This is a genomic window from Exiguobacterium sp. J17977 (assembly GCF_018616375.1).
GTDB lineage: Bacteria > Bacillota > Bacilli > Exiguobacteriales > Exiguobacteriaceae > Exiguobacterium > Exiguobacterium mexicanum.
Map to the genome: position 1 here is coordinate 59,008 of NZ_JAEQBB010000007.1, position 14,566 is coordinate 73,573.

The 14,566-nt window shown below is 53.3% G+C and carries 15 protein-coding genes and 1 riboswitch; of the genes, 14 read left to right on the top strand and 1 reads right to left on the bottom strand.

Going from position 1 to position 14,566, the window contains the following annotated elements:
• The first annotated feature begins 92 nt into the window (after positions 1–92).
• The 13 genes from KNO58_RS15475 (at position 93) to KNO58_RS12480 (ending at position 13,407) form a co-directional block, all read left to right on the top strand.
• Positions 93–1,262, top strand: a complete 1,170-nt coding sequence (locus KNO58_RS15475; RefSeq protein WP_214754337.1) for a GAF domain-containing protein — start codon at positions 93–95, stop codon at positions 1,260–1,262.
• Between the two features lie 4 nt (positions 1,263–1,266).
• A complete protein-coding gene (locus KNO58_RS12425) occupies positions 1,267–2,205 on the top strand; it encodes a tetratricopeptide repeat protein (protein WP_214754339.1) in 939 nt (312 codons plus the stop codon).
• Positions 2,187–4,034: a DUF2194 domain-containing protein gene (locus KNO58_RS12430; RefSeq protein WP_214754341.1), complete on the top strand. Its 1,848-nt coding sequence runs from the start codon at positions 2,187–2,189 to the stop codon at positions 4,032–4,034. Before KNO58_RS12425 ends, KNO58_RS12430 begins: the two co-directional genes overlap by 19 nt.
• Positions 4,031–5,449 carry a GT4 family glycosyltransferase PelF gene (pelF, locus tag KNO58_RS12435; protein WP_214754343.1) on the top strand — a complete coding sequence of 473 codons (1,419 nt, stop codon included), beginning with the start codon at positions 4,031–4,033 and terminating at the stop codon, positions 5,447–5,449. The genes KNO58_RS12430 and pelF overlap by 4 nt, the downstream gene beginning before the upstream one ends.
• Complete coding sequence (gene pelG, locus KNO58_RS12440) at positions 5,430–6,878, top strand: exopolysaccharide Pel transporter PelG (RefSeq protein WP_214754345.1); 1,449 nt, start codon at positions 5,430–5,432, stop codon at positions 6,876–6,878. The genes pelF and pelG overlap by 20 nt, the downstream gene beginning before the upstream one ends.
• 61 nt (positions 6,879–6,939) lie before the next feature.
• Positions 6,940–7,044, top strand: a riboswitch (TPP riboswitch).
• Positions 7,045–7,124: 80 nt separating this feature from the next.
• Positions 7,125–7,799, top strand: coding sequence for a thiaminase II (tenA, locus tag KNO58_RS12445; protein ID WP_214754347.1), 675 nt, complete (start codon positions 7,125–7,127; stop codon positions 7,797–7,799).
• Positions 7,796–8,584, top strand: a complete 789-nt coding sequence (gene thiM, locus KNO58_RS12450) for a hydroxyethylthiazole kinase (protein ID WP_214754349.1) — start codon at positions 7,796–7,798, stop codon at positions 8,582–8,584. Before tenA ends, thiM begins: the two co-directional genes overlap by 4 nt.
• On the top strand, positions 8,584–9,420 hold the full coding sequence (gene thiD, locus KNO58_RS12455; protein ID WP_214754351.1) for a bifunctional hydroxymethylpyrimidine kinase/phosphomethylpyrimidine kinase: 837 nt from the start codon (positions 8,584–8,586) through the stop codon (positions 9,418–9,420). Before thiM ends, thiD begins: the two co-directional genes overlap by 1 nt.
• Positions 9,392–10,030 carry a thiamine phosphate synthase gene (gene thiE, locus KNO58_RS12460; protein WP_214754353.1) on the top strand — a complete coding sequence of 213 codons (639 nt, stop codon included), beginning with the start codon at positions 9,392–9,394 and terminating at the stop codon, positions 10,028–10,030. The genes thiD and thiE overlap by 29 nt, the downstream gene beginning before the upstream one ends.
• A gap of 23 nt (positions 10,031–10,053) precedes the next feature.
• Positions 10,054–10,689, top strand: a complete 636-nt coding sequence (locus KNO58_RS12465) for an SDR family oxidoreductase (RefSeq protein WP_214754355.1) — start codon at positions 10,054–10,056, stop codon at positions 10,687–10,689.
• A gap of 134 nt (positions 10,690–10,823) precedes the next feature.
• Positions 10,824–12,389, top strand: coding sequence for a diguanylate cyclase domain-containing protein (locus tag KNO58_RS12470; protein WP_214754357.1), 1,566 nt, complete (start codon positions 10,824–10,826; stop codon positions 12,387–12,389).
• A 45-nt stretch (positions 12,390–12,434) separates the two neighbouring features.
• On the top strand, positions 12,435–12,884 hold the full coding sequence (locus tag KNO58_RS12475) for an OsmC family protein (RefSeq protein ID WP_214754359.1): 450 nt from the start codon (positions 12,435–12,437) through the stop codon (positions 12,882–12,884).
• A gap of 85 nt (positions 12,885–12,969) precedes the next feature.
• Positions 12,970–13,407, top strand: coding sequence for a GNAT family N-acetyltransferase (locus KNO58_RS12480; protein ID WP_312845868.1), 438 nt, complete (start codon positions 12,970–12,972; stop codon positions 13,405–13,407).
• Between the two features lie 3 nt (positions 13,408–13,410).
• Here the strand turns inward: KNO58_RS12480 and KNO58_RS12485 are convergent, their stop codons facing one another.
• Positions 13,411–13,857, bottom strand: coding sequence for a DUF4385 domain-containing protein (locus tag KNO58_RS12485; protein WP_214754362.1), 447 nt, complete (start codon positions 13,855–13,857; stop codon positions 13,411–13,413).
• 67 nt (positions 13,858–13,924) lie between these two features.
• Between KNO58_RS12485 and KNO58_RS12490 the strand changes: the two genes are divergently transcribed.
• The gene (locus KNO58_RS12490; protein WP_214754364.1) at positions 13,925–14,476 is read left to right on the top strand and encodes a GNAT family N-acetyltransferase; all 552 of its coding nucleotides are present in this window, start codon (positions 13,925–13,927) and stop codon (positions 14,474–14,476) included.
• The last annotated feature ends 90 nt before the right edge of the window (positions 14,477–14,566 follow it).

The window sequence follows — 14,566 nt, forward strand, 5'->3', positions numbered from 1 at the left end:
TAAACTGGTCCAGATGAACCAATCGCGAGGAGGGGATTATCATTTTATACGCTCAAGACCGTCCATGGCTAAAATGGGTTGAGATTCTTGTCGTGTTCGCGCTATTGATCGGAGTCGATTTATTCTTTAATCTAGGCACGATTCAAAATGAGTTGAACTTGTTTTATGCGGCCGCCATCTTATTTGCTTTACGATACGGCACCATCTTCGGCTTAATCAGCTTTGGCATTTTGCTCCTCTATAAAGTGTTATACACAGGTTTAATAGGAGGGGATATCTTCCTCTTGTTCTACGATACAAACTCACTTCTTACACTGTTTTATTACTTCGCCATCACTGTCATCGTCGGGTTGTTCAGCACCTCATTTCGAGAGCGTTATGAAATCAGTCAGTTCCGAAATGAAGAACTGAAAGATGAGAACACGTATTTGAAAGAGACCGTCGATTTACTCAACACTTCGCAAACCACACTCCGTCAAAAACTACTTCAGTCCGAATACAGCTTGAACCAATTATATGAACTTGCCGTCTCGCTCGACTTGCCGCACCCGGAACTAATTCGGAGCGAAACGATTCGTCTGTTGAAAAAGACGTTCTTAGCGACCGATGTCGCGATTTATCACGTCGACCGCTCGCAAAAGTCGATGCGCCTCTTGATTCGCCAAACCGAAAAGAAAGAGTTCCCGCAAACAATTTTCCTCGATGAGGCGTCGAGCATGTTCAAACGATTCTTCCAAGTCCAAGAGACGACACTCCGTCAACTCGATGACGAAGATTCGGATCCGATGTTGCTCGCACCAATCGTCGTGGACGGGCAGACGCGTGAAGTCGTCGTCATCAAGCGCTTGCCGCTCCGCAAATTGACGACCGATGACTTGCACGTCTTGAATATCTTGTTCTCTTGGATCGGGACACGCATTCAAAACGCCGAGAACCTGATTCGCAAAGAACAGCACGAGAAGATGCATAAAGGGACCTCGTTTTATAAGAAAGAGGCGTTCACGGAACTTGTCGCCATTCAAGAACAAAAGAAACTTCACCACGGGCAGCCGTATATCGTGCTCGATTATGCGCTCGGCTATGAACCGGTCTCACTTGAGAGTATCGAAGCCATCGTCCACTCGTATTTACGGGAAATCGATGTCGTCGGCTACGATCCGGAAGAAAACAAGCTGTTGTTGTTGCTCCCTGGGACGAGCGAAGAACACCGTCAACGGATTTATGATCGGATCGAAGGGATTTTGATCCAGAAGGGAGTGTGACGGTATGGAGCCGACCGTTCGTCTCGGATTGATTGTGATGTATGTCGTTCACGCCGTGCTCGCCTTCGTCTTGTTAATCGCATTGAAACGAAAGATGAAAGCAGCGGACTATGGGGTCGCGGTGGCGGCCCTCAGTTTCGGTCTGTTCCTCCCGTTCGTGGCTGAACTTGCCGTCTATGCGGTGTATCGTTTGGCCGAACGTTTTGGTCGGAGCGGTTTGATTGAAGACTATGACGACTATATCGACTTCAAAGTCGTCAACTATGAACAGATTCGACATGAAGCGAACAGTAGCACGAATTTGTTGCCGCTCACCGATGCCATCAATTCCAAAGATCCGGCCATCCGGAAACATTCGATTTTGACGCACGTCAATCAGTCAATTGACCAGCAAGGGAAGTATTTGCAGATGGGTCTCGAGAGTACGGACAGTGAGACCGTCCACTATGCGGCGGCGACGATGAACATCTTGATCGATCAGTATGAACAAGAACTGAAGCTGGCGAAACGCGAGTATGACTTAGGAAATCCTGAGACGATTCAACGACTCGCGACGATTTATAAACGGATGATTCATAGCGAACTCATCACCGAGGTCATGTTGAAAGACAAACAGACCGCGTGGCTCGAAGAATTGTTAAAAGTGAAGACGCTCTATCCGCCGGCCCCGTGGATTTACGAGGATTTGAACGAGATTTATGTCACGTTACAACGACCGAAAGAGCAATTGGACATCCTGAAGGAGTATGTCCATCATTTCCCGGAACGAATCGAGGCCCATCTCATGCTCATCAACTTTTATTATGAGCGGGAGCGTTGGAACGAAGTGAAGGCGGTCATGTTTATGATGCAGACCCAGTTCTCGCTCGACGATGTGCCGTATGAGTACCGACTGTTGTTTGAAGAATGGAGTGACACGACATCATGGAAAAACGAACTGTAATCTCATTCTCGCTCTTCATCGTCTTATTTCTAGTCATCGTCGGTGCGATTCAATACTTACGAATTCACTCGCTGCACACACTACTGCCGAACGTCGCCGAGCAACAGGTGAATATCGATCAATTGAAGAGTGAAGCGTCAGCGAAAGCAGGCGAGCACCAGCTTCAAATTTATCTCGTCCGGGATGAAGGTGATTTGGCGGTCGGGACGGCGGACAATCTGCTGCGAGGTTTGCAGTACGCGAAGCTCGAGGTCCGTGAAGTCAGCCCTGGCGCCGTCGGGTCGATTGCACCGTCCCCATACACGATTATCATCTTTACCGGAGAAGATTCATCGAGATGGCCGTTCGTCGCGATGAAGCGTTACGTCGAACAAGGCGGGAACCTTGTGTTCGCGAACCGGTTCAAAAATCCGGCGTGGAACGAGTTGACCGGGATTGAAGAAATCGGGGAATATGTGCCGGATGTATACGGCTTAAACTTTGAAGAGACGATTTTTCCGGGTTATGTCGATTTGAACCCCCCGGAAGATCTGTTCGTCCATAGCGTCGTCGACTTCGCCATTGCGGATGATGCCAACGTCATGTTGTCAGCTGAAGGCTTCCCCATCCTTTGGGAATACCGTGTTGGTGAAGGGAACGTCCTGTATTGGAATACGACAATCACGAACCAAAAGATGATTCGCGGCTTGTTCGTGCAGACACTCGGCACGATGCCCCCGGCGTTCGTCACGGCACAAGCGGCCATCAAACTCATGTATATCGATGATTTCCCGGCGCCGGTCATGGACGGGAAGATGAAAGATGTCTCCGCCACACCACTCGATAAATCGGTCAAAGACTTCTTCGCCGAGAATTGGTGGGAAGACATGGTCGATTTAGCGAAAGACGACGATGTGATTTATACAGGTGCGATGATTGGAACGTATGAGGAAGAAATGGAACTGGTTGATGAACAGTTGATTAAGCGCGGTGAGTTTCCGATGCTGTATTTTGGACGTAAACTGATTGCCCACGGCGGAGAAATCGGGTTACATGGTTATAATCACCAATCGCTCGTCACGGCCGATGAACCGATTGATCCGACGTATGGCTATATCCCGTGGAAAGATAAAGAAGAGATGAAGCGGTCGTTGTTACAGGCTGAATCCGTGTTCGCGAACTATTTCCCGGCCGAGACGCTTAAGTCATACGTCCCGCCATCGAATGCGCTCAATCGGACTGGTGTCGATGCAATCGCAGAGGCGTTACCTAACCTTCGCACGATTGCCTCCCTTTACACCGGGGAACCCGAGAATGGGGACTTCGTGCAAGAGTTCGAGTTTGATGCAACGCATCCAAACCTTTATCATTTCCCGCGCGTGTCGAGTGATTACGGGGAAGAGCGAGGTTCGATTTTCCAAATGGTCGACGCCATCGCCAACTTCGGTTTATTCTCACACTTTATTCACCCGGATGATGTCATCGACCCCGATCGGGCTTTCGGACGAGATTGGGACACGATGTTTGCGAGCCTGCGCAAAATCGTCCATGACGTGAAAGATCAATATCCGCATCTCGAGGCGTATACGCAACATTATGCAACCGAGAAGATGATCACCTACCAACAAGCTGATTTGAACGTCACGTTCGATGAGTCGACGGTCTATTTGGCCGGGGAAGGGCTAATCAACCCGTCTCATTTCACGATTCGCCTGAAACCGGGCCAGTCGCTCGAGACAGGAAAATTTGACTTCGGGACGGTCGAGCAATGGGAAGCCGACCGCCCACTCTATCTCGTCAAATTGACGTCGGCGAATGCTGAAATCGCCATCAAGGGGGAAGCGCAATGAAAATCGGACTTGTCTTAGAGGGCAGTTATCCGTACGTGAGCGGAGGCGTCTCAAGCTGGACGCAGACGTTGATCGAGGAGATGCCCGAGGTGTCGTTTGAAATCATTTCAATTCAACCGACCGAGAAACGACCGGAAGATATGAAATACGAGTTTCCCCCGAACGTCTCCGGCATCACCCATCTGTATTTAAACGACGTGGGCGAGCGAGCGAAGGGACGATTGAAGTGGGACGCCGACGACGAACAGAACGTGTCGGACTGGCTCATGTTAAGAAGTCCGAACCGGCAGGCGCTGCGCTTACTCGGGAAAGAAGTGCCTTCGAGCGAGACGTTTTTCGCGAGCGAGTTCTTTTGGCGCAACGTCAAGGCCGCCTATGCCGAAGAGATGAACGGCGGTTCGTTCATTGACTATTTCTGGATGTGGCAAAGCATGTATACGCCGATTTTACGGGTGCTCCATCAGCCGCTCCCGAAAGTCGACCTCGTCCATTCGGTATCGACAGGTTATGCCGGTGTGGTCGCTTCCTACATGAAAGAGACACAAGGAATTCCGTTCATTTTGACCGAGCATGGCATCTATTCCCGTGAACGCGAAGAAGAGATTTTACAGTCATATTGGATTCCGGCGCCGTATAAGCCGAGATGGGTGCGTTTCTTCCATCACTTATCCCGCGAAGCGTATAACGCGGCCGATGAGATTATCACCTTGTTCGAGCGGAACCGTGAATATCAGGAATGGATCGGCGCACCGAGTGAGAAGACGAAGATTATCGCCAACGGGATTGCCGACCGGCAAATCCAGGCGACGGTCGATCGGACGGAGCACGACCTCTTTCAAATCGGTGCCATCGTCCGCCTAGTCCCGATTAAAGACTTGAAGACGATGATATACGCCGCCAAGATTTTGCAGGAGCGGCATCGTCTGTTCAAACTGACAATCATGGGTCCGCTCGATGAGGATGAAGAGTATGCGGAAGAGTGCCGTCTGCTCATCGAACAGAGTGGATTGAACGATTATGTCGAACTGGCCGGGAAAGTGGACGTCCAAACGTATTTGCCGACCTTCGATTTACTGCTCTTGACGAGCATATCGGAAGGGCAGCCGCTCGCGATTCTCGAAGGGATGGCCGCAGGGATTCCGTGGGTCGCCACCGATGTAGGCGCCTGTTCCGAGCTTTTATACGGGAGAGCGGATGACCCGTTCGGTCCGGCCGGTTTCATCGTGCCTCCGGTTCATCCGGAAGCGGTCGCGGACAAGGTCGAATGGATGATGGATTATCCGCAGGAACGGATGCGGTTCGGCAAGAACGGACGGGAGCGGGTCCGCCAATATTATCGTCTCCAACAAGTCGTGGACCGCTATAAGGCTATCTATGAAACGAGGAGGGAACAGTATGGCGGGCATCGGGTTTAAGTTGCAGAAGTTGTTCCAAGAAGACTACTATTCGTCCCGGCTGAAGGCGTACACGTTCTCCGGCCTCGTCACGTCCGGACCGTGGTTGATCGTCATCTTGGTCGTCGGCACGATTCAATGGTTGGCGTTCCAAATGCCGACGTTGTCTCTCGCCGAACGGACGCTCTTCATGATTTCGGTCTCGTATGCGTTCATCTTCTCGCAAATCTTGTTCAGTTTTCAACAGCTCGTCGTCACCCGATACGTGGCGGACTTGTTTTATGAGAAGAAAGCGCATGAGATTTTCCCGGTCTTCACCGGGATGCTCAAAGTGACGATTCTCGCCGCAGCCCTGCTGTATAGTATTTTTTGGCTGTTATCGCCGCTCGATTTTCTGTACAAACTGACGTTGTTCGTTTTATTCATGACGATTAACGTCATCTGGGTCATGTTCCTGTTTTTAAGTGCCGCCAAGTATTATCAAGCGGTGGCCTATAGCTTCCTACTCGGCGGCCTCATCTCGGTCGGGAGCGTCTATGCGATTAGCCGTCTCATGACCGACCCGTCGAGTCTCGAGCTGTTACTCGGTTTCACGGTCGGGATGATTGTGACGCTGTTCGGGTTGTTTTTCGCGATGCTCCGGACGTTTCCGCTCCGTTACGCAGTGAAAGAGTTCTCGTACTTCAAGTACTTTGACCGCTATCCGGATTTGTTCGCCATCGGCGTGTTGTACGTGCTCGGGATTTGGGTCACGAACTTCATCATCTGGTTCGGTGAGGGACGTGTCATCATCGCGGACTCGTTCCTGTTCAACCCGTATTATGACACGGCCATCTTCTGGTCGTACTTGACGATTATCCCGACGCAACTGTTGTTCGTCGTCGCCGTCGAGACCCGGTTTTATGAGCGTTACCGCACGTTTTATGGATTGATCAACTACGGCGGGGCACTCCATCAAATCGAGAAGGCGAAACAGACGATGACGTCCGTGTTGAAAAACGAGTTGATTCGACTCGCGCGGAGCCAAGGCGTCGTGACGTTGTTCGCCATCTTGATGGCGGGCGCGTTCGTCGGCTGGATTGGTGTCCCGGACGAGATCGGTCAAATCTTCCGGATGACGACGCTCGCGGCGTTCGCGAATGCGATGATTCTCATCTTGACGCTGTTGCTACTTTATTTCGAGGACCGGCGCGGGGCGCTGTTCATCAATCTGTCCTTCTTCACACTGAACGCGTTGTTCACGTTGCTGCTCTTGCCGCGCGGCATCGATTGGTACGGCGTCGGCTTTGCCGTCAGCACGACCATCACGTTCTTCTTGGCCGGATTGCGTTTGATTTATTACATGGGCAAAGTCGATTATTACGTGTTCGCCGCCTCGAACCGTCGCAAGCTCGGCACCGAGCGGTTCTCACAAATGGGGACGTTGTTGAACCGGCGCTTCTCACGATAAAGGGTTTTCAGTACGAAGAAAGACTGGTATGATGTGGTCGTAGACGACCGAATTTCATAATGTTTACCACTAGGGGAGTCGCGTGACGCGGCTGAGATGGACGAGGTCCAGACCCTTTGAACCTGATCTAGTTCACGCTAGCGTAGGGAAGTGGGCGAACCGATTGTTCTCGTACACTTTGTGTAAATCCGACGCCGCTTCCGTTATGGGAGGCGGCGTCTTTTTCATCACAAAGGAGGAGAAACCATGACATTCACTGCACATTTACGACAAGAGGCTGATGCCTTGTTTCAAGCCAGTTTTGATCATCCGTTCGTCCGCGAGCTCGGAACGGGGGAACTCGACGAGGCGAAATTTCGGCATTACGTCATGCAAGACTCGTATTATTTGAATCAATTCTCGAAAGTACAGGCGAAAGGCGCGACCCTCGCCCCGAACATGGAAGTGGCGAGCCGTTTTTTGACCCACGCGCTCCATACCATCGAAGCGGAGCATGCGCTGCATCGTGAGTTTTTCACGTTGCTCGACGTGACGGAGGCGGAATGGGCGACGTTTGAGCCGGCCCCCACGGCTTACGCCTATGCGATGCATATGCAACAGGCCGGTCCGACGCTCGGCGATGTGCTCGCGTCAATCTTGCCGTGCTACTGGGTATATTACGAGATTGGGGAGCGATTGAAAGACACGACCCCGAATCATCCGATTTATGCGACGTGGATTTCGACGTACGGGTCGGAATGGTTCCGCGACCTCGTCGAGGAACAGATTGAACGGCTCGACGTGCTCGCTGGGCAGGCGACCGCGGAAGAACGATTCCGGTATCAACAACTGTTCTTGAAGAGCTGCTATTATGAGCACGCGTTTTGGGAGATGGCGTGGACGCTCGAGTCATGGAAGTTACCGACGGGGGTGAGACGATGAAACGCGACTTATGGGATAACGTCCGGTCCGCACGTCCGCTCGTCCACAACATCACGAATATCGTCGTCGCCAACTTTTCGGCGAACGGCTTGCTCGCTATCGGTGCGGCACCGGTCATGGCGTCCGCTCTCGAAGAAGTGGCCGAGATGGCATCTTTAAGCGATGCGCTCGTGCTCAATATCGGCACGCTCGATGCGATGACGGAACGTACGATGATTCGAGCTGGACAGGCGGCGAATCAAGCGGGTCATCCAGTCGTCTTTGATCCGGTCGGGGTCGGGGCGACCTCGTTCCGACGCGATGTTGCCGAGGCGATTCTGCAAAAAGTCCGCGTGACGGTCATCCGTGGGAATGCCGGAGAAATCGCCACATTGATTGGTCTCGACGCGGCGGCGCGCGGTGTGGATGCAGGCGAAACGCGAGACGATTTGAATCAAATCGCGCGTGAAGCGGCTAAGCGCTACAACTGTGTCGTTGCCGTGACCGGAGAGAAGGACGTCGTCAGCGACGGGGATGTGACGATTGAAATTAAAGGTGGCACCGAAGCGATGACGCGGACGACAGGGACTGGCTGTTTGCTCAGTGCTGTCGTCGGTGCGTTCCTTGCGGTCGAACGGGATGCGGTCACGGCCACGGCGACAGCGCTTGCCGGGTATGCCCGGTGCGGAGAACTCGCCACTGCTTTGGCCGACGGGCCGGGCGATTTCCCGATTCATTTCTTGAATGAGCTCGGTAAGATGACGGCCATCGAGCTGCCGAGTGATCGGATCGAGGTGGTGTCATGATGCGGCCCCAAGTACTGACGATTGCCGGTTCGGATTCGGGCGGTGGCGCTGGAATTCAAGCTGATTTGAAGACGTTTCAGGAGCTCGGTGTGTTCGGCACGAGCGTCTTGACGGCCGTCACGGCCCAAAATACACGCGGGGTGCACGGGGTCGAGGCGGTGTCACCGCAACTCGTGACGCAACAACTCGACGCGATCGGTTCAGACTTTTCGATTGCGGCGTGCAAGACCGGGATGTTGTTTGATGCGGCGCGCATCGAGGTGGTCGCTGCTGGGGTCCGGCGTCACGCGTATAAACGGCTCGTCGTCGACCCGGTCATGATTGCGAAAGGCGGGGCCTCGCTGCTTCAGGATTCGGCGGTCGAGGCGCTCAAGACATTCCTCTTACCTCTTGCGACCGTCGTCACGCCGAACGTGCCGGAAGCGGAAGTGTTGACGGGGATGACGATTCGGTCGTTCGAAGACCGGATCGAAGCCGCGGAACGGATCTTAGCATACGGCGTCCATGCCGTCATCTTAAAAGGTGGCCATCTCGAGGGCGCAACTGCGGACGATGTGGTCATGACGGCGTCTGAGACCTTCCTCCTGTCGGCCCCGCGCGTCCAGACGAGTGACACGCATGGTACCGGTTGTACGTTTTCGGCAGCGCTCACGGCAGAGCTGGCCAAAGGGCATTCCATCCTCGAGGCGACGGTGACCGCCAAGCGGTTCATTCAAAGTGCCATCACGCACGGGCTCGAGATCGGTGCCGGACATGGACCGACGAACCATTGGGCGTATGCGACGCACGGAGAGGCAGGTGTGACCATTGAATCCATCACGACGAACTATCGCTGAGCAGTTGCGGCTCTACTTTATTTGCGGAACCGCAAACGCGAAAGACATGCTCCAGACGGTGGAAACGGCACTTCAATGTGGCGTGACATGTTTTCAATTTCGCGAAAAAGGTAAACATGCACTGTATGGGGATAAAAAAGAAGCGATGGCGAGAGCGTTGCAAACACTCTGCCGCTCATACGATGTTCCGTTCATCATCAATGATGACGTCGACCTAGCAGAGCGCATCGATGCCGACGGCGTGCATATCGGACAGGATGATGCCGAGGCCGCACATGTTCGTGAGCGAATCGGCCCGGACAAATGGCTTGGTGTCTCGGTGCACACGCTCGAGGAAGTAGCGGCGGCCATCGAGCATGCGGATTATGTGGGCATCGGTCCGGTCCACCCGACGAATTCGAAAGAAGACGCCGGGGCAGTGAATGGGACGGTGCTCATCCGCCAAGTTCGAGCTTTGTATCGAGAGCTGCCAATCGTGGGGATTGGCGGCATCTTACCGGAACGCGTTTCGATGATTCGGAACGACGGGGCGGACGGCGTCGCCGTCATCTCGGCTATCGCTTCTGCACCGGATGTGGCCATGGCCACACGGCGTTTCGCTTGTCTCTGAATTCAACTTGAGGAGGAAGACAGATGAACGTATTTGTAATAGGCGCGAATGGACAGATTGGAAAACAGCTCGTGGAACGATTGCACGAGGAAGGGAAGCATCAAGTCACGGCGATGGTGCGGAAACAAGAGCAACTCGACGATTTTACATCGAAAGGCTATCAAGCCGTTTTAGGCGACCTCGAAGGTGACGTGTCGTCACTTGAACAGGCGATGTCTGGGATGGACGTGGTCGTCTTTGCGGCTGGTTCAGGCGGTAGTACCGGAGCCGACAAGACGTTGTTAATCGACCTTGACGGCGCGGCGAAAAGTGTCGAAGCGGCTCAGGCGAACGGGAATGTAAAACAGTTCGTCATGGTCAGCGCCTTGAAGGCAGAAGAACGTTCGGCATGGCCGGAAGAGATGAAGCCATACTATGTCGCGAAGCATCACGCCGATCGTTTGCTTGAGGAGAGCGGACTGACGTATACGATCGTCCGTCCGGGCGCCCTCACGGACGACGCCGGCACGGGCAAAGTGAAGACGGGTGACGTCTCGACGGGTGAGATTCCACGTGCAGACGTGGCGGCCTTCTTGGCCCACCTCATCGGTCATGACGCGGCCTACAATCAAGCGATTGACCTCGTCAAAGGCGACACGGCAATCGAAGATACGTTATAAAAAGAAATGACGACTGCGAGCGGACTTGGTTCCGCTCGCTTTTTGTATGGATGTGTCCGCGCACTCGAGAAAGGATTCGCTGCGACCGATAGAGAAAGTAAGAGATGGATTTGTTTGAAGAAAGGGGTCTATCCGTGACCACATTATTTCTCTATATGGCTGTTTATTTACTTCCGGCTTTCTTATTGAGCCACCTTGCCCTTGATGTCTTGCTCCGGAATCCGCGCCAAGTCGAGCATCGACTACTCAGCCTGTTCGTATTTGGTTACGCAATGTTGTTCTTGGCTGAGTTCGGGCGGCATCTGTCCCCCATCGAAGCCAGTCCCGCTTTTGTCACCTATTGGTTTGGCAACGCCGGCATTTTGATTTTTGTGTGTTCCGTCCATTTCATCATCAAAGTGACGGGAGTTGGGGCGAAACTGCCGAAATGGATGTATCCGTATGTCATCTATTTGCCGCTCGTGCCGGTCGCGTTGACGTTCATCCGTCAAGAGAACATTTTGAACAGTCAGCGCTTCGATCAAGTCGGTCCTTGGATTTATCCGGAGTTCAACTTGTCCTATTTGACGACGATGACGGTCGGGAACGTGTTTCATTTCCTCATCATCCTGTTACTCGTCTATGCACTCAAACGCGCCGATCGGACCGAGCATCAACGTGTCCTGCGCATGCTCATATGGACCGCCGTTGCCGTCCTCATCTGGGACGTCATCTTCGGCTATTTCCAGTTCCGTGGGGTCATGCCACCGTATGCGTATATGTATGGCGGCCTTGTCTGGACGGTCGCCCTCGTCGTGGCGATGAACCGACTCGATTTCCTCGCGTCTTATGCGAAACGATACGGTACGCTCTACAATTTGAACCCGTCGGCGATTCTGCTCGTCGATGACACTGGTCGCATTGAGAGTGCGAATCCGGCCGCGCGTATGTTGTTTCATACCGTCCGAGTCGTCAATGAGCGTTTTGTCGATTTGTTGCCCGAGAAAAAGCGGGACGAGTGGTGTGAGCACTACGCCCAACATTTTAACGCGCAAAAGAAGTTTCTCGAGTTCGAGACGAAGATTCAAACAAAGTCGGGACAAGAGCGGTACGTCGTCATCGACGGGGACTTCGTCTATATCGACCAGAAGATTCATGGCATGATTTTGATTCGGGACGTCCATACGTTCAAAGAAGCCGAACAGTCGATTCGCTTCTTTGCCTATCACGACCCGCTGACGAAACTCGCGAACCGTCGCGCATTTTATGAACAGGCCGACCAGGCGTTACTGCAAGCGGAAACGCTCGCGCTCGTCATTCTCGATCTCGATGGTTTTAAAGGCATCAATGACACATACGGCCACCAGGTCGGTGATGAATTCCTCATCCACCTCGGCGTCCTGCTCGAAGCGGTGACGCCAGAAACGGGACTGGCCTCGCGCGTCGGCGGGGATGAGTTCTATATGTATTTGACAGACGTTGCAGCGGACGAAGTCGTCACGTTCGTCGAACGGTTGCAATCCGAATTGGCCGAACGGCCGTTCCGACTCGGACGGGAGACGATTCCGATTCGAGCGAGCATCGGGGTCAGCGTCGCACCGGAGCAAGGGTCAGATTTAGACACGCTCATTCATAAAGCCGATCAGGCGATGTATCAAATCAAGCAACACGGCAAAAACGACTATGCGATTTATGACGAGGTGTTACACGGACCGAAATAACGGGAACGAGAATGAAGATGGCAACTTGATAGAGGAGGAGACGATATGACTGAAAAACCGTTAGTGACGATGCGCGCCGAAGGGGAAGCGACGAGTGTGAAGACGACGGTGCACGTGCGTGACCTCGAGCCGTTCGTCGTCGATGAGCCGGAGCGACTCGGCGGTACGGATGCCGGTCCGAATCCGCTCGAGTATTTGCTCGGGTCACTCTCGGCATGTACGACGATTATGATCGCTTACGTGGCGCAAGACCAGGACTTCAGTTATGACGGGGTGACGTTCGTGACCGAAGGGACGCTCGACCCTCGTGGTTTCCAAGGGGTCGAGGGCGTGCGAACGTATTTCGAGGCGGTGCATGTGAAAATCGTCCTCGATACGATTGAATCGGATGAACGGATTGCGGCGCTACAAAAAGGCGTCGAAGCACGTTGTCCGATTACAAATTTGATGCATGCGGCCGATGTCGACCTCACGGCGACGTGGACACGGAAATGAGGATGGGGCAACCCATCCTTTTTTTGATGCAGACAGGAATGTTTGCCGGCGAGCACGAACAAAAGGAGACGTGAGAAAGGAGGACATGATGGACATTCGCCCGATGACGCCACAAGACGCCCGCGCGATTCAAGCGTGGACGTACGAGTCACCATATGATTTTTATAATCAAGAAGCTTCAGCGGAAGGGCTGGATGAACTGATGGCATATCAGGCTATCCATGACGGTACGTTGATCGGTTTTTACTGTCTCGGCAAATATGCCCAGGTGCCGAACGATACATACGTTTACGATGACACATACGTCGACCTCGGTCTCGGCATGCGACCGGACCGAACGGGGCGAGGATACGGTCGGACGTTCGTCCGGTTGGTGATGCAAGAAGCGGCGCGCGAAGGCAAACCGCTCCGGCTGACGGTGGCCGCGTTCAACGAGCGGGCCATCCATCTCTATGAGCGGCTTGGGTTTCAACAGGTCACTTCGTTTGAAAAAGGGGCGACCCGTTATCTCGTCATGATTTAATAATCAACCGTACTGTTTTTGATGGGCTTTCTTTCGTTTCAAATAGTCTTCATCTGCTCGAAGTTGATCCCATCGCTCCTTGAAGATGCGGGCCGATTCCGCCTTTTCTTCATCGATTTGTCGGTCGTGGATGTCGCCGTCGTCCTTATATTTTCGTCCGCCTTTATAGTTGGCGTAACGTCTCGCCCGGGTATAGCCCATCTGGATGAATTTGCGGGCCATATCCATCCCGACGAAGTCATCGGCGGCCCGATACGCCTCGAACAGCTCCATAATCTCATCGGCGGACTGTTTGGCGATGTCGGGCGTCTTGAAACGCCAATGGGGGAGAATCTCACTTTTATACGGTTCGACGAGCAGGACCCCTTGTTCGCCTCGTCCGACCCGATACAGCTCCGGTTGTTTACGGAAATCAATCGTTTTAAAATCTAAATCATAATCAAATGGCATCGTCATCCCTCCTCATGGACTCATTCCCGGAACGAATCCGAGGGAAACGACAGAAAGGAAGAACACCATGATTCAACTTGATACAGATCGGCTCCAGTTGCGGGCGTTTCAACTCGAGGACGCTGAACAGATGTTTCGATACGCGCAAGACGAGCGGGTCGGACCAAAAGCCGGATGGGCACCGCACCAATCGGTCGAGGAGACGCGTGACGTCATCCGGCTGTTCCAACAAGACGAAGACGTCTGGGCCATCACGTTAAAAGAGACAGGCGAGGTCATCGGCAGCCTCGGGCTGCACGACCGCCGGCCGGACCCTGAGATTCAGCATGACCGCCAACGCGAAATCGGGTATGTCCTCAGCCCGGAGCACTGGGGGAAAGGGTACATCCCGGAGGCTGTTCATGAAGTGATGCGCCACGGATTTGATGATCTAGAGCTCGAACGCATCTGGTGCGGTCATTTCGACTTCAACGACCAGTCGCGCCGTGTCGTCGAAAAGACGGGCTTCACGTACGTGTTCACGACATCCCAACAGTTGACGCGCTTGGATGGGCGCACGGTGCAGAGCCTCATTTACGTTGTGACGAAAGACGAGTATGAGGAACGCCGGGCTCAATGATGAGCTTGGCGTTTTTTGGTGCGGAAAAATAAATACTTGATATGTAACCGGTTACACATTATGATGTGTTTGTAAGCGTTACCAAAAAAG

Bases quoted from the DNA above. Each gene is read 5' to 3' on its own strand.
- KNO58_RS12480 (WP_312845868.1), top strand. From the start codon at position 12,970: ATGATGGACATTCGCCCGATGACGCCACAAGACGCCCGCGCGATTCAA.
- KNO58_RS12490 (WP_214754364.1), top strand. From the start codon at position 13,925: ATGATTCAACTTGATACAGATCGGCTCCAGTTGCGGGCGTTTCAACTC.
- thiM (WP_214754349.1), top strand. From the start codon at position 7,796: ATGAAACGCGACTTATGGGATAACGTCCGGTCCGCACGTCCGCTCGTC.
- KNO58_RS12475 (WP_214754359.1), top strand. From the start codon at position 12,435: ATGACTGAAAAACCGTTAGTGACGATGCGCGCCGAAGGGGAAGCGACG.
- thiD (WP_214754351.1), top strand. From the start codon at position 8,584: ATGCGGCCCCAAGTACTGACGATTGCCGGTTCGGATTCGGGCGGTGGC.
- pelF (WP_214754343.1), top strand. From the start codon at position 4,031: ATGAAAATCGGACTTGTCTTAGAGGGCAGTTATCCGTACGTGAGCGGA.
- KNO58_RS12430 (WP_214754341.1), top strand. From the start codon at position 2,187: ATGGAAAAACGAACTGTAATCTCATTCTCGCTCTTCATCGTCTTATTT.
- KNO58_RS12425 (WP_214754339.1), top strand. From the start codon at position 1,267: ATGGAGCCGACCGTTCGTCTCGGATTGATTGTGATGTATGTCGTTCAC.
- tenA (WP_214754347.1), top strand. From the start codon at position 7,125: ATGACATTCACTGCACATTTACGACAAGAGGCTGATGCCTTGTTTCAA.
- pelG (WP_214754345.1), top strand. From the start codon at position 5,430: ATGGCGGGCATCGGGTTTAAGTTGCAGAAGTTGTTCCAAGAAGACTAC.
- KNO58_RS12485 (WP_214754362.1), bottom strand. From the start codon at position 13,857: ATGCCATTTGATTATGATTTAGATTTTAAAACGATTGATTTCCGTAAA.
- KNO58_RS12465 (WP_214754355.1), top strand. From the start codon at position 10,054: ATGAACGTATTTGTAATAGGCGCGAATGGACAGATTGGAAAACAGCTC.